This window comes from Acidovorax sp. GW823-FHT02H02, from assembly GCF_058797075.1.
The window spans coordinates 48,921-70,730 of the sequence record NZ_JBXAJH010000014.1; the positions used below are offsets into that span (position 1 = coordinate 48,921).

The window sequence follows — 21,810 nt, forward strand, 5'->3', positions numbered from 1 at the left end:
ATGCGCAGCATGCCCTCCATCACCAACGCGCTGACCATCGACGTTGAGGACTACTTTCAGGTGTCGGCTTTCGCACCCTATATTGAACGCAGTGAATGGGACTTGCGTGAATGCCGGGTGGAGCGCAACGTGGACCGCATACTGGCCTTGCTGCAAGAGAACAACGCCCATGCCACTTTCTTCACGCTGGGCTGGATTGCCGAGCGGTATCCGGCTCTGGTGCGCCGCATCGTGGACGGTGGACATGAGCTGGCCAGCCATGGCTACGGCCATGAGCGTGTGAGTGATTTGTCCGAGGAGGCGTTCTTCAACGACATCCACCACGCCAAAGGCCTGCTGGAAGATATCGCAGGTGTCCGTGTGCAGGGGTACCGTGCACCCAGCTTTTCCATCGGTTCCGGAAATTTGTGGGCGCTAGACACGCTGCAGCGCGCGGGCTACCGCTACAGCTCCAGCATTTACCCCATCCGGCACGACCATTATGGAATGCCGGATGCACCGCGGTTTGCCTATCAGGTACGCGACGGACTGATGGAGGTGCCGCCGACCACCCTGCGCATTTTCCACCGCAACTTGCCTTCGAGTGGCGGGGGGTACTTTCGCCTCCTCCCCTACGCGTTGTCGCGCTGGATGCTGCGTGAGGTGCATCGCCAGGACCATTCACCGGCCGTTTTTTATTTTCATCCTTGGGAAGTGGATGTCGAACAGCCGCGCGTCCAGGGCATCAGTTTCAAGACCCACTTCAGACACTATGTGAACATCGGTCGCATGGAGCGGCGGCTGGGCCACCTGCTGCGGGACTTTCACTGGGGTCGCATGGACCACATTTTTCTTTCCCCGCAAGCGCAAGCGCAAGAGGTGCCCCTTGTCTGACGTTGCCGCCAGGCTCTCCATTGGCCGCCTGGACGTGCACAGCGCCTCTGACGCTGCACGTTGGGACGCGTTTGTGCTGGGTTGTCCGCAAGCCACTTTTTTCCACCGCGCCGGCTGGCAGACGCTGATTCGCGAGGTGTTTCGCCACGACACCTACTTTCTCTACGCACAGGTCGGAGAAAGCATCCGGGGGATATTGCCGCTGGGACATGTCAGGAGCCGCCTGTTCGGCAATGCACTCACCAGCCTGCCTTTTGCTGTTTATGGAGGCGTTGCTGCGCTGGACGAGGAAGCAGCGGCTGCGCTGGAGCGGGAGGCCGAGCAACTGGCCCAGCGCCTGGGTGTGGACCACCTGGAGTTGCGCCATGTGCAGCGCCGGCACACGGACTGGCCGCTGCAAGAACTGTATGTGACGTTTCGCAAGTCCATTGCACCGAAAGAAGAGGACAACCTGCTGGCCATCCCGCGCAAGCAGCGCGCCATGGTGCGCAAAGGCATCAAGAATGGGTTGACGTCCCATATCGACACCACCGTAGATCGGTTTTTTGCGCTCTATGCCGACAATGTGCACCGCCATGGAACGCCCGCTTTTCCCAAGGCCTACTTCAGCGGGTTGCGTCGCGTTTTTGGGTCTGATTGCGAGGTGCTCACCGTGTGCGCGCCCGATGGCCGCCCCATCAGCAGCGTGCTGAGCTTCTATTTCCGCGACGAGGTGCTGCCCTACTACGCCGGTGACGACGAGGCGGCCAGGGAGCTGGCCGCCAACGATTTCAAGTATTGGGAGCTGATGCGCCTGGCCTGCGCCCGGGGTCTGAAGGTGTTCGACTATGGGCGCAGCAAGCAGGGCACGGGTTCGTACGCGTTCAAGAAGAACTGGGGCTTTGAACCCACCCCGCTGCACTACGAATACCGGCTGTACAAGAGCGACAGCGTGCCCCAGAACAACCCCGCGAACGCCAAGTACCGCTGGCTGATCGCCGCATGGCGGCGCATGCCCATTGGACTGGCCAACTGGCTCGGGCCAAAAATCGTGCGCAACCTTGGCTGAGCACCACCCACGCATCACCGCCATGGGCAACATCCTCTACCTGGTGCACAGATTGCCGTACCCACCCAACAAGGGTGACAAGGTGCGCTCGTACCACCTGCTGCGCCACTTGCAGCAGAACCACCGCGTTTTTCTGGGCACCTTCATCGACGACCCGGACGATGTGCAGCACCTGCCCGCACTGCGGGCCATGTGTCCAGACCTGCACGTGGAGCACATTCATTCACGTAGCGCCAAGGTCAAAAGCCTCCGCGGTCTCCTGTCGCGGGAAGCGCTCACACTGGCCTACTACCGCAACCCCGGTATGCGGCGCTGGGTGGAGCAGACAACAGCGGGGCACAAGCTGCAGGCCAGCGTGGTGTTTTCCTCGGCCATGGCGCAGTATGCGCAGCCACTGTTGCCGCAGGTGCCCATGCTGGTGGACTTTGTCGACGTGGACTCTGCCAAATGGACCCAGTACGCCCCCGCACACCGCTGGCCCCTTTCCACGCTGTACCGCATGGAGGGAAGGCGCTTGCTCGCCTACGAGCGTGCGATGGCCATGCTGGCGCGTCGCTCGTACTTCGTGACGTCCAATGAGACCGCTTTGTTCTTGTCCCAGGCGCCGGAATGCGAGGGGCGTGTGCAGTCCATGGGCAACGGGGTGGACGCCGATTTTTTCATGCCAGACCCCCGGCGGCCCAACCCCTTTCAGGCCAATGAGCAGGCGGTGGTGTTCACCGGCGCCATGGACTACTGGCCCAACATCGACGGCGTCAGCTGGTTCGTGACCGACGTGCTGCCGCTGTTGCGCACGCGCTGGCCGCAGGCGCGCTTCTACATCGTTGGCCGCAGTCCCTCACCGCAAGTGCAGGCGCTGGCTTGTGGGCATGTGGTTGTCACCGGAACCGTGCCGGACGTGCGGCCCTATTTGCAATACGCCAGTGCGGTGGTGGCGCCGTTGCGGGTTGCGCGTGGCATTCAAAACAAAATTCTGGAAGCCATGGCCATGCAAAGGCCTGTGGTCACGGTCAGCAGCTGTGCGGATGCCATCGGCGCCACCGCGGGGCAGGGGCTGCTGCGCGCAGACTCGCCAGAAGAATTTGTGCAGGCCTTGCAGCCGCTGCTGGAGTCCCCTTACAACGCCGTCGCATTGGGGCACCAGGCCCGCCGCTACGTGGCGCAGGAATGCAGCTGGCAGGCACATCTGAGTGGCATCGACCATTGCCTGGCCGGTATGCGTGCCCAGCATTCCCGCGATGTCGTCGCATGAGAGGCCGAACGTGACTGGCCGCACCCAACTCATTCCCGGCCATTGGCGTCGGCCCCTGGCTGCGCTGGTATTGCTGCATGCAGTCATCCTGATCGCCTACTGGCATTCGGCCTGGGGCATGGCGATGATCTGGGCGCGTTCCGACACCTACGCGCATGGTTTTGTGGTGCCCATCATTTCGCTCTGGCTGGTTTGGCGCCAACGCGCGGTGCTCGCACCCATGGTTCCCCGCCCTGGGCGGTTGGCCTGGTTGCTGATGGCGGGCGCTGCGGCGCTCTGGCTGGCCGGTGATCTGGTGGCCGTGAATGCCGCCACGCAACTGGCGTTGGTAACGCTGATCGTGCTGTCCGTACCTGCAGTGTGCGGTTGGCGCGTCGCCAGAGCACTGGCGTTTCCTTTGGGTTTTCTTTTCTTTGCTGTGCCCATCGGGGATTTCCTGTTGCCACGCCTGATGGAGTGGACCGCCGACTTCACCGTGATGGCCCTGCGTGCGAGCGGAATTCCGGTCTACCGGGAAGGCCTGCAATTCATCGTTCCCTCAGGAGCCTGGTCGGTCGTGGAGGCGTGCAGCGGAATTCGCTATCTGATCGCTTCAGTGACCGTGGGCTGCCTGTTCGCGTACCTCAGCTACCAAGGTACGCGCAAGCGCATGGTGTTCATGGTGGTGGCCATCCTGGTCCCGCTGGTGGCCAATTGGGTGCGCGCCTATCTGATCGTGATGCTGGGGCACCTCTCGGGCAACACCATCGCGACAGGGGTGGATCACCTCGTGTACGGGTGGTTGTTTTTCGGGATCGTGATCGGCGTGATGTTCCTCATCGGGGCGCGCTGGGTGGACCCAGCGCCATCCGCTTCTCAGGCAATGGTTCCCGCTGGCCGGGTTGAAGGAAGCATCCCGAAAGGAACGCCGTGGCTTGCGTTGGTGCTCGCTTTTTCTGTGGTGCTGGCGCCGCATGGCCTGCTGGCCGCAATGGACCTGGGCACACAGGCCAAGCCTGTTCAGCTGGTCGCGCCTGTAGTTGCAGCTCCTTGGCATGCCACGGCGATGCCACCCAGCCACTGGCTGCCGGCTTTTGAACATGCCTCTGACACGCTGGACATGGGCCTGACCGATGGTCAGAACCAGCCGCTGGGACTGCATGTCAGCTATTACCGCCAGCAAGACTACCAGCGCAAGCTCGTCAGTTCAGAGAGTGTGCTGGTGAAGAGCCAGGACCCGGTCTGGGCGCGTGTGGCCAGCGGTTCTGTCAATGCGCGGCTTCAAGGTCGGCCCCTGCGTGTGGCAAGTGCCGTGCTGCGCCAGCATGCGCCTGGCACGGTTGCCGATGCGCAGCGGCTGTTGGCTTGGCGCTTTTACTGGGTCCGCGGCACCTTCACCGCCAGCGACTACGCCGGCAAGATCCAGGGTGCTCTGGGGCGCATCAGCGGATGGGGCGATGACGGGGCCCATATCGTGATCTATACACCCTTGTCGGATGCCAAGGAGTCCGAGATCGACGCTTCTGCACGCCTGCAGTCCTATCTGGACAGCCAGGGCGACGCGCTGGTGGCGGCGCTGGAGCAAACGCGAGGGCGCGACTGACCATGTGCGGCATATCCGGACTTTTCGATACCCAGGGTATGCGCGCCTTCTCGCGCGACCTGATCTCACGGATCAATGACGTCCAGGCCCATCGCGGGCCCGACGAAGACGACGTGCACCTGGAGCCCGGTTTGGCACTGGGCCATCGGCGCCTGTCCGTCATCGACCTGGCCACAGGCAAGCAGCCCTTGTTCAATGAAAGCGGCACCGTGGGCATCGTCTTCAACGGCGAGATCTACAACTACCGTGAACTGATGTCCGAGCTCAAGGCCCTGGGCTACCACTTCAGGACACGCAGCGACACCGAGGTGATCGTGCACGCCTGGCAAGCCTGGGGCGAGGCCTGTCTGCAACGGCTGCGGGGCATGTTCGCCTTTGCCCTGTGGGATCGCACCCGGCAAACCCTGTTTCTTGCGCGCGACCGCATGGGCGTCAAGCCCATGCACTACGCCTGGTTGCCCGACGGCAGTTTCATCTTTGGCTCTGAACTCAAGGTGCTGACCGCACACCCGGGCTTTGTGCGTGCTATCGACCCGCTGGCGGTGGAAGACTATTTCTCGTTCGGCTACGTGCCCGATCCACGCTGCATTTTCCGCAATGCCCACAAGCTGCCAGCGGCCCACTCCCTCACGCTGCGCCGCGGCGACTCTGCCCAGGCCCAGCCGGTGCCCTATTGGGATGTGCGTTTCAGCAATGACAACCCCATCGGCCTGGCCGACGCAGCTGCCGAGCTGCGCGAGCGGGTCAGGGAATCGGTGCGGCTGCGCATGATCGCCGATGTGCCTCTGGGGGCCTTCCTCTCCGGCGGGGTGGACTCCAGTGCCGTGGTGGCCACCATGGCCGGTCTTTCGGACACGCCGGTTCACACCTGCGCCATCGGTTTCGACGATCCGCGCTTCAACGAATCCGCCTTTGCCCAGCAGGTGGCGGACCGTTGCCACACCGACCACAAGCTCGAAGTCGTCAGCAGTGAAGACTTCGATCTCATCGACACGCTGGCAGGGCTCTACGATGAGCCTTTTGCCGACAGCTCGGCCATACCCACTTACCGCGTCTGCCAGATGGCGCGCAAGCACGTCACCGTAGCGCTGTCTGGTGACGGCGGGGACGAGAGTCTGGGCGGCTACCGGCGCTACCGCATGCACCAGGGCGAGGAGGCCGTGCGCAACTGCCTGCCGCACGGCTTGCGCCGTCCGCTGTTTGGCGCGCTGGGCCAGATGTACCCCAAGGCCGACTGGGCGCCGCGCCCGCTGCGCGCCAAGACCACCTTGCAGGCCTTGGCCATGGACACGGTGCAGGCCTACCACCACAGCATGTCGCACCTGCGGGCCGATCAGCGCCAGGCACTGTTTTCGTCCGCATTCCAGCGCAGCCTGGGCGGTTACAGCGCGCTCGACGTGTTCCGCCAATACGCCCTGCAGGCCCAGACCGACGATCCGCTGGCCCTGATCCAGTACCTGGACTACAAAACCTGGCTGGTCGGCGACATCAACACCAAGGTGGACCGTGCCAGCATGGCGCACTCGCTCGAAGTGCGCGAGCCCTTGATGGACCATCCACTCGTCGAATGGCTCGCCACGTTGCCCAGCGACTTGAAGATCCGGAACGGAGAGGGCAAATATGTGTTCAAGAAAGCTTTCGAGCCTTTGCTGCCGCACGACGTCCTGTACCGGCCCAAGATGGGGTTTTCGGTGCCATTGGCCAGCTGGCTGCGCGGCCCGCTGGCGCAACGCATGCAGGAATCGGTGCTGAGCCCGCGCATGCTGGCATCGGGCTACTTCAATGCGGGAACGCTGCAGACCCTCATCAACCAACACCTGGGCGGGCATCACGACCATTCGACGGCCTTGTGGATGCTCATCATGTTTGATGCATTTTTGCGGCAAGCGCTGGCGCCGGTCCGATCCGTCGCGCATGCAGCCACCGCCGACGTGGTCGCGGCATGAGCAGCACGCCGCGCCGCCGGCGCATCGTTCATGTGGTGTACAGCTTCGGCGTGGGGGGGCTGGAAAACGTCATCGTTCAGCTGATCAACCGCCTGCCTGCGGAACGGTTTGAGCACGTGGTGCTGTCACTCACCACCATCGGTGATTTCAAGCGCCGCATCACCCAGCCCGACGTGCGCTTCATCGAGCTGCGCAAGCCACCGGGCCACGCCGTGCCGCTCTATCCTCGCATCTACCGTCTGCTGCGTGAGCTCCAACCCGACGTGGTGCACACCTGCAACCTCGCCGCACTGGAGATCACTCCGCTGGCCTGGCTGGCCCGCGTTCCGCTGCGCATCCACGTTGAGCACGGCTGGGATGCACACGACCCCCAGGGGCACAGCATGCGTTATCAGCGCCTGCGCAGGCTGTACAAACCCTTCGTCAGCCATTACGTGGCGGTGTCGAACGACCTGGATGAATACCTGGCGCGGGCCATCCGCGTGCCCACCCGCCGCCGTTCGCTCATTGCCAATGGGGTGGATACCCAAACGTTTGCACCACCACACCATGGGGCGGCGCAATCCGTGCCCGGCTGCCCCTTTGTCCCTGGTCAACACTGGATAGTGGGCACGGTGGGGCGGTTGCAAACGGTCAAAAACCAGCCCTTGCTGGCCCGCGCTTTCGTGAAACTGCTGGAAATCCACCCGGAAGCCAGATCACGCATGCGCCTGGTGGTGGTGGGGGCGGGGCCATTGCAGGCGGAAGTGGAGGCGGTGCTTGCTGCAGCCCATGTCCAGCATCTGGCGTGGTTGGCTGGCGCACGGGATGATGTGGCCGACATCTTGCGCATGCTGGGCTGTTTTGTGCTGCCTTCCCAGGCCGAAGGAACGTCCTGCACCTTGCAAGAAGCCATGGCCAGCGGTCTGCCTGTGGTAGCGACAGCGGTGGGTGGTACCCCCGATGTGGTGGAAGACGGCGTTACCGGACTGCTTGTTCCTTCTGACGATGCCAACGCCATGGCGAACGCTCTGTGGAGTGTTTACACCAACGCGGCCAGAGCACGCTTATTTGGCCAGGCAGCACGTCGGCAGGCATTGAAAAAATGGGGCATTGATGCGATGGTGCATTCCTACCAGCGACTCTTTTCCGGTCAGCACTTGGGTGAGCCGGTACCCAGCGCTCCGGGTTATTCCGCAGAGTCATGAGAATCCTCTACCACCACCGCACCGCTTCGAAAGATGGACAAGCCGTCCACATCGAAGAAATGATTGAGGCCCTGCGCAGCCAAGGGCACGAAGTGCGCGTGGTGGCGCCGGGGGCGCCCCAGGCCCCTGCGGATGTGCCAGCACAGGGTGTTGGCCGCATGGGTCGCGACATGGATTGGGTGCATCGCCTCAAGGCCTTGCTGCCCAAGGCCGCCTACGAGGGGATGGAACTGGCCTACAACCTGGTGGCCTATCGCAAGCTGATGGCCGCCGCGCGCGAATTTCAGCCGCACTTGATTTACGAGCGGTACAACCTGTTCCTGCTGGCAGGCCTGCTGGTCAAAAAGCGCTTGGGTATTCCGCTGCTGCTGGAGGTGAATTCTCCCCTGGTGCTGGAGCGCTCGCAGCACAGCGGAGGGCTGGCCCTGCGCCGACTTGCGCGCTGGGCCGAGGGCACTGCATGGCGCGGTGCAGATGCCGTGCTGCCTGTCACGCAAGTGCTGGGCGATCATGTGCGTGCATATGGTGTGCCCGGTGATCGCATCCATGTGATACCCAACGGCATCAACCGCGCACACTTCGCCGATGCGCCCACGCCCGATGTGGCCAAGGGCCGCCTGGGCCTGCAGGGCAAGGTGGTGTTGGGCTTCACCGGCTTCGTGCGCGACTGGCATGGCGTGGACCGCATCATCGACTGGATGGCGTCGCCCCAGGCGCCGCAAGAAACGCATTTGCTGGTGGTTGGCGACGGGCCGGTGCGCGCGGAGCTGGAGGCGCAGGCAAAGCGACTGGGTCTGGCCGGGCGTGTGACATTCACCGGTGTGATCCACCGCGAACAGGTGCCCGCCCACGTGGCCGCCTTCGACGTGGCGCTGCAACCTGCCGTCACACCCTACGCCTCACCCCTGAAGCTGATGGAATACCTGGTGCTGGGCAAGGCAGTAGTGGCGCCTGCCACGCCGAATCTGCTGGAAGTGCTGACCGACAACGTCAACGCCCTCATGTTCGAGCCAACCCGGCAGGGCGCGCTGGAGGGCGCACTGACACGGCTGTGCACCGACGCACCGCTGCGGCAGCGCCTGGCGCAAGGTGCCGCGGAGACCATTGACCGGCTGAACCTGACCTGGGGCGGCAACGCACGGCGGGTCACCGCACTGGCGGAGGCTGGCGCATGAAAGTCTTGCTGTTCTCCACCCTCTACCCCAGCGCGGTGCGGCCCATCCATGGCATCTTTGTGGAAACGCGCCTGCGCGAACTGCTCCAGACCGGCGAAGTGCAGGCCAAGGTGGTGGCGCCGGTTCCGTGGTTCCCATTCAAGGCACAGCGCTTTGGTGAGTACGCCCAGTTCGCCGCCACGCCCCGCCAAGACCAGCGCAACGGCGTGGAGGTGCATCACCCGCGCTACCTGCTGCTGCCCAAGGTGGGCATGAACCTCGCGCCTTACGCCATGGCCCTGGGGGCTTTGCCCACCATCCGCCGCCTGCAGCGCCAGGGCTTTGACTTTGACCTCATCGACGCCCACTACTACTACCCCGACGGCGTGGCCGCAGGCCTGCTGGCCCGCTGGCTGGGCAAGCCTTTTGTGGTGACGGCGCGCGGCACCGACCTGAACCTCATTGCGCAATACCCGTTCCCGCGCAAGCGCATCCTGCAAACGGCCGGGCAGGCCAGCGCCTCGATTGGCGTATGCCAGGCGCTGATGGACACCCTGGGCGAACTGGGTGCCGACCGCGCCAAGCTGCACACCCTGCGCAATGGGGTGGACCTGCAGCGCTTCGTGCCCGAAGACCGCACCGAGGCCCGCCAGCGCCTGGGCCTGCCGGTGGATGGGCGCTACCTGCTCTCGGTAGGCCACCTGATCGAGCGAAAAGGCCACCATGTGGCCATCGAGGCCCTGCTTCACCTGCCGGGGGTCACGCTGCTGATTGCTGGCGCTGGCCCGCAAGAGGGTGCGCTGAAGGCCCTGGCCCAGCGCTTGGGCGTGGCCGAGCGTGTGCACTGGGCCGGCGTGGTGCCGCAAACCGAGCTGAAATGGTGGTACAGCGCGGCCGATGCGCTGGCGCTGTGCAGCAGCCGCGAGGGCTGGGCCAATGTGCTGCTGGAGGCCATGGCCTGCGGCACGCCGGTAATCGCCACCAACATCTGGGGCACGCCCGAGGTGGTGGGCAAGCCGGCGGCCGGCGTACTCATGGCCCGTCGCGATGCCCCGGCGCTGGCCGCAGCCTGGATGCAACTGCACACCCAGCCGCCCACGCGGGTAGAAACCCGCGCCCACGCCCAGACTTTCTCGTGGGACGCTACCACGCAGGGCCAATTGCAGCTTTTCCGACGGGTGGTCGATGCAGCGGTCTGAAATGCCATCCATCAACACCCAAGAACGCTTGCTGGCGTGGGCGCTGGTGCTGGTGTGCGTCGCGCTGCTGTTCGCGCAGGCACCTCACGGCGGCGACTTTTATTGGAGCGATTCGCCGCGCCACGCCCTCAACGGCGTGTTCGTCATGGACCTTGCCAAAGCCATGCCCTTCGACGACCCGGCGGGCTATGCCTATCGCTATTACGCCCAGTATCCGGCGCTCACCATTCTTTTCTACCCCCCGCTGTTCTATGCCATCAGTGCGCCGTTCTATGCAGTGCTCGGGGTGTCGCACGAAACGGCACTGCTGGTGGTGGCACTGCACTATCTGGCGCTCGGCCTGGGCTGCTGGCGCCTGGCGCGGTTCTGGCTGCCTGCGGCCCCATCGCTGGCGTTCGCTGCGCTCGTGCTCTGGCTGCCCGAGGTGGCCTTCTGGGGCCGGCAGGTGATGCTGGAGGTGCCCGCCTTCGCCTTTCTGGTGTGGAGCACCGTGGCCGTGGTGGCCTACCTGCGTGGCGCACCGCCCAGGTGGCTGTACCTTGGGGCTGCGCTGCTGGTGCTGGGCATGTACACCAAGATCAGTGTGGCCTACATGGGCGTGGTCTACGCTGCGCTCATCGCGCAGCGCGACGGTTGGGCCATGCTGCGCAACCGTCATCACTGGTGGGTGGCCGCCCTGGCATTGGTGGGCTTGCTGCCCCTGGCCGTGCTCACCCTCAAGTTTGGCCAGGCAAATCTGCAGTCAGTCACCGGCGTGGCCGATGCCGTGGCCTCGCGTACCAGTTGGCAAGGCTGGGTGTGGTATCTGCAGCAGATCCCATCGCAGGCAGGGTGGCCGCTGACGGCGCTGGGCCTGGCCGGCGCCGTCATGGCCGCATGGCGGCGCATGCCCGGCCTGGGATTCTGGTGGTTGGGTTTCGGGGTAGGGTACCTGTTTTTCTCGTCCATCGACCTGAAGGAAGCCCGCCACAGTGTTTTCCTGCTGCCCTCGGTGACCTTTTTTGCCGTGCTCCTGCTGCACACGCTGGTGCCACCCCGTGTGGGCCATGGGGCGGTGGCCGCATTGGCCGTGCTGGTATTGGCCACCGCCGGCCTGACCGTGTGGACGCGCCCCGTTTTCTATGTGCAGGGCTACGCCCGGGCAGCCGCCGAGGTGGCCCGGCTTGCTCCGCGAGACAGCACGGTCATGTTCTCAGGCTATCGCGACGGCTCGTTTGTATTCAACATGCGCGCACTGGAGGGCCGGCGCGACCTGCACGTCATGCGGGCCGACAAGCTGCTGCTGGGCGTGGCCGTGCGGCGGGAACTGGGCGTGGAGCAAAAGGGCCTCACGGAGGGCGAGATCGCCGATGCCCTCAACGCCAACGGCGTGCACTACGTGGTGATGCAGCCCGGCTTCTGGGCCGACCTGGAAGCCATGCAGCGCTTTGAGCGCGTGATGTCCAGCGACCAGTTTGAAGAGGTGGCCAGGATATCCACTCCGGCCAACCACAAGGCGCACGAGACAGAGTTGGTGATCTACCGGAACAAGGGGGCGGTGACGCCCCGCCGGCGGGGCATCGACATCGAACTGAAGATCATCAACCGGCGCATATCGGCCGACTGAGCGCAATATTGGGAGACTGTTCGTGGAAGCATTTATTCTGTTGATAGACATGGGCGTCATGCTGTATCTGTGCTGGCGCCTGTTCAAGTGCGAGGACAAGGCCGACACCGACCTGGGTTTTTTGCGATTTGACCAGCACGACGGGCAGCGCTGAGCTACCCAATGCCCTCCATGGTGACGACACATGCGTGATCTGGCTTTTGCCCTGATGTTGCTGGCCGCGCTGCCGCTGGCGCTGGCGCGTCCGTTCAATGCCTACCTGCTTTGGGGGTGGACGGGCTTGCTCGCGCCCACCACTTACTTTTACGGCTGGATGGCGGGCAACCGGGTCAATTTTGTGTGTGCTGTGCTGACTCTGGTGTTGCTGGCGCTTGGGCGGGTGCCCTGGCGCGACTACCAGTTCAACAAGGTGATGTGGCTCTACTTGTGGCTGGCGGCCCATGCCACTCTGGCCTTTTTACTAGCCTACGCTGGCAATCCCTATAACGACCAGTACTTTGAGTTCCTCATCAAGGGCTTGCTGTTCTGCCTGGTCATGCCATTCTTCGTGCGTGAACGCGTGCATTTCCACGCCATCCTCATCGTCATTGCCTTGGGCCTGGGGGTTCACGGCGTGCTCAATGGCCTGAAAACGGTAGCGTCGGGCGGTGCGCACAACATGCTGGGTCCCGCAGGGACCATGCTGGCAGACCGCAACCATCTGTCCACCGCGCTCGCGCTGGTGTTGCCGTTTCTTTTTTACCTGCAGAGCTACACCGTCAATCGTCTCATCCGTCTGGGCTATCTGGGCGCATTCTGCGTGGTGGTGCTCGCCATTCTGGGCGGCGGGTCGCGCGCCGGCTTCATTGCGGTCTCGGTCGTAGGGTTGTGGCTCATCCTCACTTCCCGGCGCAAGGGCATGGCGCTGGTGCTGGTGGTGGGCGCTGTGCTGGCTTTCCTGGCATTTGCACCCGAAGACATCACCAGCCGCCTGTCCTCCATCAAAGAGGCTGACGAAGACAGCTCGTTCATGGGCCGCGTGATCGCCTGGAAGATCAGTTCTGCCATTGCCTTGGAGAACCCGGTTTTTGGTGGCGGGTTTCATGCCGTCCAAGTCCAGGCGATCTGGGACCAATTCAAAATGTCCCCGGGCTTGCTCGGTTTTCTGAACCTGCCCGTTCCGGAGTTTTCCGCCAAGGCGGCCCACAGCATCTACTTTGAGGTAATGGGCGACATCGGCCTGGTGGGTTTGGGGCTCTTCCTGTTCATTTTGTTGCGTGCGTTCTGGAGCCGGCAGGTCATCAAACGGATGACGATCCAGCTTGGCGCACCGTACCAATGGGCGCGAGACATGGCCGATATGCTCATGCTGGCGGTGTTGGCCTACATGGTGGGCGGAGCCTCTGTCAGCCTGGGCTACCTGGAGGTTATCTACATGGTCGTGATGCTCATGGAACTGCTGCGCGTGCACGTGGCACGTGCACTGGCGGCGGTTGCGCGCGAGTCAAAAACTCTTGGCTCAAGGGGGAGCGCGTGATCTCCCGACTTGTCCTGCAATCCTTGTCCAAAGACAAGCTATCGGTCTTCCTGTTTCACAAGGTGCCGCAACAATGCGACCCGCTGGTGCCGGCCGATGTAAACATGGCGCGGTTTGAGCAGCTACTGGACCAGACCTTTTCCAAACTGAACGTCCTGCCGCTGGAAGAAGCCATTGCCCGTCTTGTGGCGGGCACCTTGCCGCGCCGTGCCGCCTGCATCACTTTTGACGACGGCTACCCCGACTGGCTGGCGGGCGTTGCCCCGGCCCTGCGGCGGCGCAACCTGCACGCCACCTTCTTCATCACCTCGGGCCAGTTGGATGGCGTACCGCTGTGGCACGAGCGCATCCTGGCGGCGGTGCGCCGCCTGCCCGGGCCCATGCTGGACATGGGCATTCCCTTCCTGCCGACGCAACCGGTGGCCACCACGGCCGACCGCCAGCGCCAGGTGCAGCGTCTGGAGCAAGAACTGAAGTACCTTACGCTCTATCGCCGCGAACAGATACTGCAGCAACTGGAGGCCATGGCTGGCGTACAGGCCACCACGGTGCCTGTGTTGACCGAGGTGCAACTGCGCGACCTGCACAGCCAGGGCTTTGGCATTGGCGCGCATACCGCGCTGCATCCCATCCTGGACTATTGCAACGCGGAGGAGGTTGAGCGCGAAATTGGTGGCACCCGCGAGCGCCTTCAGGCCATCGTGCGCGGGCCGGTGAATGGTTTCGCCTATCCCAATGGCCGGCCCTATGCAGACTTCTCGCGCCTGCATGTGGACGCGGTGAAGCGCGCCGGCTACCGCTATGCCGTCACCACCCACTGGGGCGTGGCCGACGCCAGCACCTCGCCCTACCAGATTCCCCGTTTCACTCCTTGGGCAGAGCGCGATTGGCATGTGACCTTTCAACTGGTGCGCAACCTGATGACAGAGCCGATGCAGGTGCCGGAGGTGGCCACATGAGCATTGCCAGCACCATCAAAGACACGGTTCGCACCGTGCTGTACCGCTCGGGCCTGCTGGGCGCATGGCATCGGCACCGCAACCAGCACGCGCTCACGGTGCTGATGTTTCACCGGGTGTTGCCGGCCGGCTCGCACGCCTTGGCGCAATCCGAGCGTGAATTCGCCTTCAGCCTGGAAGGCTTCGGGCGTACGCTCGACTTCGTGGCCCGCCACTACAACGTGGTCAGCCTGGCCCAGGTGAAGGCGGCCATCGACGGCCAGGGGCAACTGCCCACCTGCCCGCTGCTGATCACCTTCGACGATGGCTGGCGCGACACCATTGAGTTCGCCATGCCCGAGTTGAAGAAGCGCGGCTTGCCGGCGCTCCTGTTCCTGGCCACCGAGGTGCTGGAACTGGAGCAGCCGCGCTGGTGGCAAGACGCTGCAGTGGCCGCGCTGGCCAACCCGCAAACTGCGCCCAAGCTGCTGCAGGCGTTGGGCATGCCGGCAGATGCTGCCACCCAGCCGGGTTACAGCCAGCGGGTGGCCGCCCAGCTGGCGGGCATGCCCGAGGCGCAGCGCCGCCAGGTGATCCAGCAGGCAGACCCCACCGTGCTGCACGCCATCGCCGAGCGTCAGATGGTGAACGCCGACGACCTTCGCCAGTGGACCGACAACGGTTTTGACCTTGGTGGCCACGGCCATTCGCATTCGCCCATTGCGTACGCCGCCAACCCGCGCAACGAGATCACCGAATGCCGGAGCCACCTGCGCGCCCTGGGCTTGGAAGACCTCTCGCTGTCGTACCCGCACGGCGTGAAGAACGACGCTTCTCGCGAGTTGTTGAAAGAGGCTGGTTTTGAGGTGGTGTTCGACAGCAAACCCTGCTTGGCCAAGGTGGCCAACCTGCCGCAACTGCGCTTCGATGTGCCCCGCATCCACTTGCCTGAGAACGCATGGACGACCCGCAATGGGCGCATCGACCCCGCCCGCTTGGCCCTGTACCTCTTTCCCAGAGCTGTGATCTAGTATGGGGTTGCTGGTATCTCGCAAGCGCTTCGACCAGTTGGGTGAGCGCGAATTGACAGCATGGCTGAGGCTGTTCCCTGTGGACGCTCTGTCGGCCAACTTGTTTATGAACCCCGAGTTCTGCCGCGCGGCCCACCAGACCCTGGGCCCGGTGGAGGTGGTAGTGATGGAAGACAGTGGGCGCATCGTGGGCGTGGTGCCATTGCACCGCGCCAATGGGTGGCGCGGCCTTCTGCGGGGCTACACCCAGGTGGCGCAAGAAGTCTCCGACGGCTTCTGCTTTCCAGTAGAAGACGCCTACTTGGGACGGGTGGCGCACGCGCTGGCGCGGGCTGGCGTTTGGTCGGTTTTTTTTACCCATGTCGGCACGGGCAGAACCATTCGCCACTGCGAGTCCGGTGCGGTGACGAAGACCTACCTCGTGCGCCACCAGCCCGGCGACCAAGACCTGTGGAGCGCACTCAAGGAGCGAAGCCGCCGCTTCTGGAGCGACACGGAGCGCTGTGCCCGCCGCTTGAACGAGCTGCCCGGGGCCTATCAGTTCCACTGGCAGAGCCCGAACCCCGCGCGCGACTTGGACACCCTAATCCGCTTGAAGCTCGACCAGTACGCCCGCACCGGCAAGGAAGGGGCCGCGCTCTACCAGGCCGACCACCAGGCCTTTCTGAAGGCGCTGGTCTCAGGCCAGAGCGACGGTTTCTCGGCACCCCTGAGTGTGCTGTACTGCGGCGACGTACTCATCGCCGCCCACCTGGGGCTGCTGGGGGGCGGGCGGCTGCACTACTGGTTCCCGGTGTACGAGCCCGGGCACGCCAAGTACTCGCCCGGCAAGGTGCTGCTGGCCGAGATCATGAAGCGCAGCGAACAGCTGGGCATTCAAGTGATCGACTTCGGCGAAGGCCATGCCGATTACAAAGAGACCGCGGCTAGCGAGACACACGAGCTGGCCAAGGTCGTGATGGCGTGGGGCGCGCGAGGTGCTGCGTCCATGCTGCCGCTGCGGTGGGAATGGCGCTTCTCTGGATGAAACTCCCGAGAGCCGGCGTTTGATGCAAGCTAGCCGGCTCAAGCTGCGTGTGCGGCCTGCATCCTGCGCGACACTCCCAGCTTGAACTCGAACTCAATGCACTCTCGCGATGGCAGGAGTCTCCATAGAGACTGCATTTGAGATTGCATCTCTATACCCAGTCTCAAGCTGCTTGATCTTTTTATCAAGCTTCTGCCTTTGGGTGGGCAGGTTGTTGATGATCTTGTCAATCAGACTATGGAGATTCGAATAGTCCAGCGACTGGTTGTAAACGCAGAACTCTTCTCTTTCCAAAAGCTTGAAAAATCCAAAGTGCTTGGCGTCGTATGCCAGGGCGATCGTTGGAATGCGCTGCGAGCTTGCCATGATGCACGAATGCAGCATGCCGCCGATGTGCAAATCCAGATCATGGTAGTGCCTCAAGAGTGTTTGAGTGTCGCCTTCCCTCAATGTGACATCAAGGCCATAGTCCCGCATCACCTCATAAACCAGCCTTTCGGAATCGTAATGAAGGAAGTACTCGAACCTGGCCTTTTTTGATTTCTGAATTTTTCTCAGAAATTCTACGAAGGACTTGATGTTGTCTCGAATCCATTCTGTTGGCTCTGTGCCGTGAAATGGAATGCTGAGGCCAATCCTAGGGCCTGAGTCAGGTTTTTTGTCATTGTGCTCACTGCCTTGTTCGGATAGAAACAGTGCAGGGTCCCCAATGATCGAGGCGGGGTGGTTGCCCAGTTGCTGAATGATTTTTTGTGAATACTCATCCCTGACGGTAATGGACGAGCATAGCTGAAAAATTTTTTCCAGAACATCGCGAGAATCTGGTGCCAAATGGGTTGCTTTCGATCGGTCCCAGTCGAGTAGCACATTTACTCCGATTCCGATAAGGGCAACGCGGCATTGAGACTTTGCAAAAGCGTGATAATCGGAAAAAATCCGAACATGCAGGTTGCCAGTCTTGTCGGGGTGGATGTAACCGCTCCCCGCCACGATCACAGTGTCCAGATCGGTCAGGCCAACTTCAGACAGCTCGCCCCAGTTTGCACGAACGGCAGGCAGAGTGCATCCAATTTTTTTCAGAGTTTCTTGAACTGAATCTGCAATTGCAAGATCGCCTCTGTTGTAAGTCCATCGCCTCTCATAGTTCTTGTAATCAATTCTTTGATGGAAATTTAGTTTTATCGCAAATCGGTCGATGGCGCGATGAATCAGTTGTTTAATTTTATCCAGTGCTCTTGGGCTGTCGGATGGCGGACGTGAAACGGCGCCGTAAATAATAACCCGAGAGGGTGAGACGTTTTTCATCTGAGCGTCGCAGTACGATAAATTGAGTTCAATCGAATCGATTTGTTTGAGAGAGGGGTTCTAGATGTGCGATGAGTTTTGTTGTAACCATCGATTCGATTGCGCTAGGGCCGCTGTGCCAAAACCCTGGGCCCAAGGGTAATTCCCATGTGCATGGGAGTAGCTGCCAAGTGCTGGAGCTTCGCCTGTTGCATGTTGAATCAATCCGTTTTTCCCAATGGATTTTAGAAGCGCCAGCCTTGCTGATTGTATTGAATTTTTTAGTGATTTGAGTTGAATTTGGTCCAGGTCTTCAGTGCTTTTGTTCTCGGAGGTCAGGGCGAGTAAAATCATGCCTGTTGCTGAGGAGTCGGGTCTGGATTTGATTAGGGTAAATTCGCTCCAGTGTCCGTCTGTGCGTTGGATTTTTATCAGTGTTTGTAAAATTCGGCGCTTCCAGTCGGACATCTGATTTGCGAAATCTGTATCCGGCCTCATGCACTTTTGGGCGGCAGCCATTGCCAGCATATACCATCCGACACCTCGGCCCCAGCCTAGGTTACCCAGTTTTTTGGGGCCGCCGGCATAATAGCCATGGAATGGCAATCCAGTTTCTGAGTCCATATTGTTTCCCCAGTAAATTTGCAATTGCTCCCTCAGGATCTCGCCTGCTTCATCGATGCCAAGCGACTTGGCGCAGGCTCCCAAAAATGGACAGATCATGCCAAGGGTATCAACGAGAATTTCGTCTCTGGTTGGTAGATAAAGGAAGGCTCCATTCGGAGCTCGCTTCATCTTTTTAACCTGATTTAGGGCATTTGTCGTTGCATTTAGGTAGCGCTCGTCCCCAGTCAGCTCCCATAGTCTCACAACATGGGTGCACATCAAAAATTTGAACGCGGTATTCAGGGGGTACTTCCATGCCCCTGTACTATCCAGTTGCTTGTCGATCGCCTTTTTTAGAATTTCCAGTTGTTCAGCCTTCTCTGTCGTGTCAATTAAGAGTGGCCAGAGAGACGCAGCGAGATACCAGTTCTCATGAGGCGGAACAATAGATAATATGTAGGTTAGTCGCCATTTGATGGAGTCTAGAATGGTTTCTTTGATTGATGTAATTGTTGCTTTTTTGTCATAAGGGTTGTCGGCTGCTGAGTCCGCAATTTTGCGAAGCCTCTCATGAGTGATTTGAGAGTCATCGCTTTGGTTTTTATTTTGGAATCCGGGGGGGCGGGTGTTCATTTTTTGTGCTATTTATTTTGCTGGGCAGGCTGTTGTTGATCTTTGTGCCCGGTCAATGTTTTGACAATGATTAAGGAGCAGCATAGAATTGCATAGATTAAGCTCCTTGTCTTTTTGTGGCCATGTGACAGAGATTGGATGAAACTCTTTTGGGCTACAAACTTGTTCCCGCCCCAATAGTGGGAATATCCATGCATGAAGTTTGCCTCTCCTAAACGTCGATTGAGTTCGGATGAGGTGATCTCATCTCCTGCGCGTGAATTAATATTCCATCGAAGCGTCGCAACTTTTATTAGATTGGCTAGATGATTCTCATCTGATAGTTTGTGCATCGCACTTGCACCGTGAATTCGGTAGAGTGCGATGGATCCGTTCAGTGAGTGCATTTCTGCTATGCGAGATGATTTAAGCCAAAAATCGTAATCTTCGCCTTGGCGCATCGATTCGTTGAAGCCCCCAATAGCTTGATGCACAGTTCGGCGAATGACTGCCGTGTTCATTCCCACCAATAGCCCCTTGAGCAATCTTGCATAGAGCCAACCAGAGCGCTCAGCATCCGACTCGGTGAGATCACTGACATTTATCGTCAACGAACTGGCCGGCGCAAATCCGCCACCAGGCAAAGCATGCCAGCGGATGAACTTGCCAAACACCACCCCCACATCGGGGTGCGCATCAAAGTAGCGCACCTGCGCCTCCAGCTTGCCGGGGAACCACACGTCATCGGCATCGAGAAAGGCAATGAATTCCCCGCGCGATTGCGCCATGCCCACGTTGCGAGCCCGTGAGACGCCGGTTCCCGTAAGGTGGATCACCCGCACCCGTTCGTCTTGCAGTGCGTACCGGTCGTAGTCGTCGTCCGTGGAGCCGTCGTCAATGAGCAGCAGTTCCAGGTCGGTGAACGACTGCTGCAGCACGCTGTCTAGGGCTTCCTGTATGTAGTCTTTGCCGTTGCGCACGGGGATGACGACGGAGACTCGGGGCTGGTTCATTGTGGTGTAGTGGTGGTGCACCATCTTGTCAGGCGATGCACAAGTTTGTGTGACCGATCAACAGCCCGGCTCTGCTGCTGAAGTTTGTGGGCCGTAATACGTGTTCATCAGACCGAGAGCTCACGTGTTGCCTCGCGCGCGCTGCAGCACCGCGTGTTGCAGCCGCTTCAATTCGTCTGCCATCGGGAGAGCCAGCAGGAAGCAGCCGGCCAGGAAAGAAACCAAGGCGCCCGTACCCACGGTCGCGATGGCCGCCCAAGCCGGCGTGTTCACGGGCAATGCCTCGCGGATGCCGAAGCACACCGCACCCACCAGCGCAGTCTGCACCAGCAGCGGTAGGGTGCTTTTGGCCCAATCGGTCCACGGCAGGCTCAGGTGACGCTGGTGAATCCACAACTGATAAGGCAGACTCAGCAGTTGGCCCAAAGCCATGGCCAGCGCAAAGGTGTTGAGTGTGCCATCCATCAGCCACAGCGCACACGCGACCTTGGCCACCACCAGCAAGGCAGTGGGGCCAATAGCGGCATAGGGCTTGCCCACACCTGTGAGTGCTGGCGCGCTCAGCGTGAACAGGCTGCTCACTGCGTAGGCAAGGCACAGCCAGGGGATGGCGGGCACGGCGTCCAGCCAGGCCTTGCCGTACAGGAAGCTCACGATGTCATGTGCTAGCACCGCAATGGCGGCCAAGGCGGGCAGCATCAGGGCATTGATTAGAGAGGTGGCCCGCAAGTACTCATGTGCCACAGGCCCATTGGCGTGGTGAACCCTGGCCATGTAGGGCAGGGCGAAGTAGTTCACGGTGGGCAGCAGGGCCGTGCTCACCATGTTCACCGTGGAGTTGGCGCGGCTGAACAGGCCTACATCGGCGGGCGTCATCTTACGGCCCAGCAGAATGTCAGGCAGGGCGCTATCCGCAGCTTTGAGCAGGGCGGTAAGCAGACTACCTACTCCAAAGTGCACGATCCCTTTACTCTGATCAAAGGCCGGCAGCCAGGGCAGCGGCCTGCCCAGGGCCCACCGGGCCATGGCGCCGGTGGCGATGATGTTGATCAGGTTGGCCCAGGCCATAGTCATGGGGCCGAATCCTTTGAGCGCGAGCACTACAGAGGCGATGAAGAAGACGACGGTGCTGGCTGCTGTCACCCGAGCCGACTTTTCCACTGCCATCTCGCGCGACAGGAGAGCCATCGGAATGGCCCCGAACGGAATGAACACGAAACCGATGGCGAGCACCTGAACCACTGGCTCAACCCGCCCCTCGCGGAAAAATTCGGCCCAGTAAGGAGCGCTCAAGTACATCGCCCCTGCCACGCTCCATGAGGTGGCCAGCAAAACCCCAAGCGCGTTGCGCAGGCTGCCGTGGGTGAGTTCCTTTTCGCGCTTGATGAAAGCTGTAACGCCAAAGTCTCGGAACACGTGGGCCACCGCCATGAGTACCGCGCTCATGGAAAAGATACCAATGTCCTGCGGGCTGAGTAGGCGGGCCAGCACGATGGTCAGCACAAAGTTGGCCACCAGAGCCAAGTTGCTGACGAGAAACTGCAGGGCGACTTTTTGGCGGACCGAGGACACGAATGAGATTCCATAGTTGGGAACACATCCCGTCGTGCGACTGACGCGGAGAGGACCTTCGCCTGTGCGCCACCTGCTCGGACGGGATGGGCACGGCAGATGCTACAGGCTTAGGTCTGAGGTATGCGTGTTTTCACACTTTTTAGAATAGTCCACCATCAAATTTTGCACAATTTGATAATTTCATATCTACTTTTATCTGTTGGAGGTTTCGGCAGCGGGGGGCAGAAGCTCCTGATCCAACGGCCGTCCCAGCGGTGAACCCGTCCGGTGCGCTCTGCCACGGCTCAGCTGGGGAGGATGTGCCGTCGTGTACTCGCCTCTCGTTCTTGCGGCCACCGATGTGAATGCGATCGCGCTCTTT

The 21,810-nt window shown here is 61.3% G+C and carries 18 protein-coding genes; 14 read left to right on the forward strand and 4 right to left on the reverse strand.

What is annotated here, in order from left to right:
* The 14 genes from AC1RDS_RS15200 to AC1RDS_RS15265 all read left to right on the forward strand — a co-directional run bounded on the left by AC1RDS_RS15200 (position 1) and on the right by AC1RDS_RS15265 (position 16,359).
* Positions 1-873: an XrtA system polysaccharide deacetylase gene (locus AC1RDS_RS15200; protein ID WP_492227125.1), complete on the forward strand. Its 873-nt coding sequence runs from the start codon at positions 1-3 to the stop codon at positions 871-873.
* A complete protein-coding gene (locus AC1RDS_RS15205; RefSeq protein WP_492227126.1) occupies positions 866-1,921 on the forward strand; it encodes a FemAB family XrtA/PEP-CTERM system-associated protein in 1,056 nt (351 codons plus the stop codon). The genes AC1RDS_RS15200 and AC1RDS_RS15205 overlap by 8 nt, the downstream gene beginning before the upstream one ends.
* A gap of 22 nt (positions 1,922-1,943) precedes the next feature.
* Positions 1,944-3,173, forward strand: coding sequence for a TIGR03087 family PEP-CTERM/XrtA system glycosyltransferase (locus AC1RDS_RS15210; protein WP_492227153.1), 1,230 nt, complete (start codon positions 1,944-1,946; stop codon positions 3,171-3,173).
* A 10-nt stretch (positions 3,174-3,183) separates the two neighbouring features.
* Positions 3,184-4,755 (forward strand): exosortase A, encoded by a 1,572-nt coding sequence (xrtA, locus tag AC1RDS_RS15215; protein ID WP_244273698.1) that lies wholly within the window; start codon positions 3,184-3,186, stop codon positions 4,753-4,755.
* A gap of 2 nt (positions 4,756-4,757) precedes the next feature.
* Positions 4,758-6,701: an XrtA/PEP-CTERM system amidotransferase gene (locus tag AC1RDS_RS15220; protein WP_492227127.1), complete on the forward strand. Its 1,944-nt coding sequence runs from the start codon at positions 4,758-4,760 to the stop codon at positions 6,699-6,701.
* Positions 6,698-7,888 (forward strand): TIGR03088 family PEP-CTERM/XrtA system glycosyltransferase, encoded by a 1,191-nt coding sequence (locus tag AC1RDS_RS15225; protein WP_492227128.1) that lies wholly within the window; start codon positions 6,698-6,700, stop codon positions 7,886-7,888. The genes AC1RDS_RS15220 and AC1RDS_RS15225 overlap by 4 nt, the downstream gene beginning before the upstream one ends.
* Positions 7,885-9,063: a glycosyltransferase family 4 protein gene (locus AC1RDS_RS15230; protein WP_348683071.1), complete on the forward strand. Its 1,179-nt coding sequence runs from the start codon at positions 7,885-7,887 to the stop codon at positions 9,061-9,063. The genes AC1RDS_RS15225 and AC1RDS_RS15230 overlap by 4 nt, the downstream gene beginning before the upstream one ends.
* A complete protein-coding gene (locus AC1RDS_RS15235; protein ID WP_092699518.1) occupies positions 9,060-10,241 on the forward strand; it encodes a glycosyltransferase family 4 protein in 1,182 nt (393 codons plus the stop codon). Before AC1RDS_RS15230 ends, AC1RDS_RS15235 begins: the two co-directional genes overlap by 4 nt.
* Position 10,242: 1 nt before the next feature.
* Positions 10,243-11,847 (forward strand): ArnT family glycosyltransferase, encoded by a 1,605-nt coding sequence (locus AC1RDS_RS15240; protein ID WP_348683070.1) that lies wholly within the window; start codon positions 10,243-10,245, stop codon positions 11,845-11,847.
* Between the two features lie 22 nt (positions 11,848-11,869).
* Entirely contained in the window at positions 11,870-12,001 is a 132-nt protein-coding gene (locus AC1RDS_RS15245) for a hypothetical protein (protein ID WP_280140381.1), read from the forward strand.
* Positions 12,002-12,031: 30 nt separating this feature from the next.
* On the forward strand, positions 12,032-13,363 hold the full coding sequence (locus tag AC1RDS_RS15250) for a putative O-glycosylation ligase, exosortase A system-associated (RefSeq protein ID WP_092699522.1): 1,332 nt from the start codon (positions 12,032-12,034) through the stop codon (positions 13,361-13,363).
* A complete protein-coding gene (locus tag AC1RDS_RS15255) occupies positions 13,360-14,322 on the forward strand; it encodes a polysaccharide deacetylase family protein (RefSeq protein ID WP_348683068.1) in 963 nt (320 codons plus the stop codon). The genes AC1RDS_RS15250 and AC1RDS_RS15255 overlap by 4 nt, the downstream gene beginning before the upstream one ends.
* Positions 14,319-15,332 (forward strand): polysaccharide deacetylase family protein, encoded by a 1,014-nt coding sequence (locus tag AC1RDS_RS15260; protein ID WP_348683066.1) that lies wholly within the window; start codon positions 14,319-14,321, stop codon positions 15,330-15,332. Before AC1RDS_RS15255 ends, AC1RDS_RS15260 begins: the two co-directional genes overlap by 4 nt.
* Positions 15,333-15,438: 106 nt before the next feature.
* Positions 15,439-16,359 (forward strand): GNAT family N-acetyltransferase, encoded by a 921-nt coding sequence (locus AC1RDS_RS15265; protein ID WP_348683064.1) that lies wholly within the window; start codon positions 15,439-15,441, stop codon positions 16,357-16,359.
* A gap of 93 nt (positions 16,360-16,452) precedes the next feature.
* Here AC1RDS_RS15265 and AC1RDS_RS15270 read toward each other — a convergent pair whose 3' ends face one another.
* From AC1RDS_RS15270 to AC1RDS_RS15285, 4 genes are all read right to left on the reverse strand, one after another.
* Positions 16,453-17,664 carry a polysaccharide pyruvyl transferase family protein gene (locus tag AC1RDS_RS15270; RefSeq protein ID WP_348683062.1) on the reverse strand — a complete coding sequence of 404 codons (1,212 nt, stop codon included), beginning with the start codon at positions 17,662-17,664 and terminating at the stop codon, positions 16,453-16,455.
* Positions 17,665-17,724: 60 nt separating this feature from the next.
* On the reverse strand, positions 17,725-18,882 hold the full coding sequence (locus AC1RDS_RS15275) for a glycoside hydrolase family 88 protein (RefSeq protein WP_348683060.1): 1,158 nt from the start codon (positions 18,880-18,882) through the stop codon (positions 17,725-17,727).
* 8 nt (positions 18,883-18,890) lie between these two features.
* On the reverse strand, positions 18,891-19,874 hold the full coding sequence (locus AC1RDS_RS15280; protein ID WP_348683058.1) for a glycosyltransferase family 2 protein: 984 nt from the start codon (positions 19,872-19,874) through the stop codon (positions 18,891-18,893).
* A 120-nt stretch (positions 19,875-19,994) separates the two neighbouring features.
* The gene (locus tag AC1RDS_RS15285) at positions 19,995-21,446 is read right to left on the reverse strand and encodes an oligosaccharide flippase family protein (protein WP_348683056.1); all 1,452 of its coding nucleotides are present in this window, start codon (positions 21,444-21,446) and stop codon (positions 19,995-19,997) included.
* Positions 21,447-21,810: the final 364 nt, after the last annotated feature.

Coding starts and splice junctions, on each gene's coding strand:
- AC1RDS_RS15200 (WP_492227125.1), top strand. CDS start 1: ATGCGCAGCATGCCCTCCATCACCAACGCGCTGACCATCGACGTTGAG.
- AC1RDS_RS15210 (WP_492227153.1), top strand. CDS start 1,944: ATGGGCAACATCCTCTACCTGGTGCACAGATTGCCGTACCCACCCAAC.
- AC1RDS_RS15220 (WP_492227127.1), top strand. CDS start 4,758: ATGTGCGGCATATCCGGACTTTTCGATACCCAGGGTATGCGCGCCTTC.
- AC1RDS_RS15225 (WP_492227128.1), top strand. CDS start 6,698: ATGAGCAGCACGCCGCGCCGCCGGCGCATCGTTCATGTGGTGTACAGC.
- AC1RDS_RS15230 (WP_348683071.1), top strand. CDS start 7,885: ATGAGAATCCTCTACCACCACCGCACCGCTTCGAAAGATGGACAAGCC.
- AC1RDS_RS15235 (WP_092699518.1), top strand. CDS start 9,060: ATGAAAGTCTTGCTGTTCTCCACCCTCTACCCCAGCGCGGTGCGGCCC.
- AC1RDS_RS15240 (WP_348683070.1), top strand. CDS start 10,243: ATGCCATCCATCAACACCCAAGAACGCTTGCTGGCGTGGGCGCTGGTG.
- AC1RDS_RS15250 (WP_092699522.1), top strand. CDS start 12,032: ATGCGTGATCTGGCTTTTGCCCTGATGTTGCTGGCCGCGCTGCCGCTG.
- AC1RDS_RS15260 (WP_348683066.1), top strand. CDS start 14,319: ATGAGCATTGCCAGCACCATCAAAGACACGGTTCGCACCGTGCTGTAC.
- AC1RDS_RS15265 (WP_348683064.1), top strand. CDS start 15,439: ATGAACCCCGAGTTCTGCCGCGCGGCCCACCAGACCCTGGGCCCGGTG.
- AC1RDS_RS15270 (WP_348683062.1), bottom strand. CDS start 17,664: ATGAAAAACGTCTCACCCTCTCGGGTTATTATTTACGGCGCCGTTTCA.
- AC1RDS_RS15275 (WP_348683060.1), bottom strand. CDS start 18,882: ATGAACACCCGCCCCCCCGGATTCCAAAATAAAAACCAAAGCGATGAC.
- AC1RDS_RS15280 (WP_348683058.1), bottom strand. CDS start 19,874: ATGAACCAGCCCCGAGTCTCCGTCGTCATCCCCGTGCGCAACGGCAAA.